Source organism: Romboutsia sp. 13368 (assembly GCF_018336475.1).
In the GTDB taxonomy this organism is placed as follows: domain Bacteria; phylum Bacillota; class Clostridia; order Peptostreptococcales; family Peptostreptococcaceae; genus Romboutsia.
Genome location: NZ_CP048741.1, coordinates 375,775 through 378,173 on the forward strand (window position 1 = coordinate 375,775; position 2,399 = coordinate 378,173).

General features: G+C 45.7%; 1 tRNA gene and 2 rRNA genes (1 of these 3 running past the window's edge). All 3 read left to right on the top strand.

The window, feature by feature from the left end:
• The first annotated feature begins 368 nt into the window (after nt 1-368).
• Nucleotides 369-1,871, top strand: a 16S ribosomal RNA gene (locus G3997_RS01530).
• A gap of 113 nt (nt 1,872-1,984) precedes the next feature.
• A tRNA-Ala gene (locus tag G3997_RS01535) sits at nt 1,985-2,060 on the top strand.
• A gap of 147 nt (nt 2,061-2,207) precedes the next feature.
• A 23S ribosomal RNA gene (locus G3997_RS01540) occupies nt 2,208-2,399 on the top strand; it runs 2,261 nt beyond the window's last position.
• The 16S and 23S rRNA genes sit together here with 1 tRNA gene alongside, the layout of an rRNA operon.

Below are 2,399 nucleotides of genomic sequence, written 5' to 3' on the forward strand. Positions count from 1 at the left end.
TTGATGAAGAATATCAAGAAAAAATTGCATGGGCTATATATGTTGGAATTCAAAATTATTTCACTACTAAGTAGTATAAAAAATTATAATTGTGATAAGAATAAGCTATGTCTAAAGTTAGTAGATATGGCTTATTTTATTAAATAAGATAAAAAATATAAAAAAGTTTTAAAAAAGTGTTGACGATATGATTTTAAGATGGTATAGTTATACTTGTCCTTAAGAAAAGGGCAAAACAAAAAAGTAGCGCCGACACAGTCGCTTAAATAAGAACTTTGAAAATTAAACAGTAGGTTAATTTATAGAATTACAACTAACAAACCAAGCCAGATATTCAGATAATGATTAGTCTGAGCAGGTAACAACTTTTATTTGAGAGTTTGATCCTGGCTCAGGATGAACGCTGGCGGCGTGCCTAACACATGCAAGTCGAGCGATTCTCTTCGGAGAAGAGCGGCGGACGGGTGAGTAACGCGTGGGTAACCTGCCCTGTACACACGGATAACATACCGAAAGGTATGCTAATACGAGATAATATGCTTTTATCGCATGGTAGAAGTATCAAAGCTTTTGCGGTACAGGATGGACCCGCGTCTGATTAGCTAGTTGGTGAGGTAACGGCTCACCAAGGCGACGATCAGTAGCCGACCTGAGAGGGTGATCGGCCACATTGGAACTGAGACACGGTCCAAACTCCTACGGGAGGCAGCAGTGGGGAATATTGCACAATGGGCGAAAGCCTGATGCAGCAACGCCGCGTGAGCGATGAAGGCCTTCGGGTCGTAAAGCTCTGTCCTCAAGGAAGATAATGACGGTACTTGAGGAGGAAGCCCCGGCTAACTACGTGCCAGCAGCCGCGGTAATACGTAGGGGGCTAGCGTTATCCGGAATTACTGGGCGTAAAGGGTGCGTAGGTGGTTTCTTAAGTCAGAGGTGAAAGGCTACGGCTCAACCGTAGTAAGCCTTTGAAACTGGGAAACTTGAGTGCAGGAGAGGAGAGTGGAATTCCTAGTGTAGCGGTGAAATGCGTAGATATTAGGAGGAACACCAGTTGCGAAGGCGGCTCTCTGGACTGTAACTGACACTGAGGCACGAAAGCGTGGGGAGCAAACAGGATTAGATACCCTGGTAGTCCACGCCGTAAACGATGAGTACTAGCTGTCGGAGGTTACCCCCTTCGGTGGCGCAGCTAACGCATTAAGTACTCCGCCTGGGAAGTACGCTCGCAAGAGTGAAACTCAAAGGAATTGACGGGGACCCGCACAAGTAGCGGAGCATGTGGTTTAATTCGAAGCAACGCGAAGAACCTTACCTAAGCTTGACATCCTTTTGACCTCTCCCTAATCGGAGATTTCCCTTCGGGGACAGAAGTGACAGGTGGTGCATGGTTGTCGTCAGCTCGTGTCGTGAGATGTTGGGTTAAGTCCCGCAACGAGCGCAACCCTTGCCTTTAGTTGCCAGCATTAAGTTGGGCACTCTAGAGGGACTGCCAGGGATAACCTGGAGGAAGGTGGGGATGACGTCAAATCATCATGCCCCTTATGCTTAGGGCTACACACGTGCTACAATGGGTGGTACAGAGGGCAGCCAAGTCGTGAGGCGGAGCTAATCCCTTAAAGCCATTCTCAGTTCGGATTGTAGGCTGAAACTCGCCTACATGAAACTGGAGTTACTAGTAATCGCAGATCAGAATGCTGCGGTGAATGCGTTCCCGGGTCTTGTACACACCGCCCGTCACACCACGGAAGTTGGGGGCGCCCGAAGCCGGATTGCTAATTTTTTGGAAGCGGCCGTCGAAGGTGAAATCAATAACTGGGGTGAAGTCGTAACAAGGTAGCCGTATCGGAAGGTGCGGCTGGATCACCTCCTTTCTAAGGAGAATTACCTACTGTTTAATTTTGAGGGTTCTTAATAAAAATTAAAAACTCTATTGACAAACTTCGACATATATTATAAAATATAATTCGTTGTTAAAATAAAATATGGGGGTGTAGCTCAGCTGGGAGAGCACTTGCCTTGCACGCAAGGGGTCAGGAGTTCGATCCTCCTCATCTCCACCATTAGTACTTTGAAAACTGCATAACATTTAGTGATATGACATCATTTTAATTTATATATAGACAGATAAGTCTTAAAAATCAACTTTAATAACTGGTCAAGTTATTAAGGGTGCAGGGCGGATGCCTTGGCACTAACTTTTAATAACTGGTCAAGTTATTAAGGGTGCAGGGCGGATGCCTTGGCACTAGGAGCCGATGAAGGACGTGATAAGCTGCGATAAGCTTCGGGGAGTTGCACGTAAACTTTGATCCGAAGATTTCCGAATGAGGAAACTCACTTAGAGTAATGTCTAAGTATCGTTAAGTGAATACATAGCTTAGCGAGGGGAACCCGGGAAA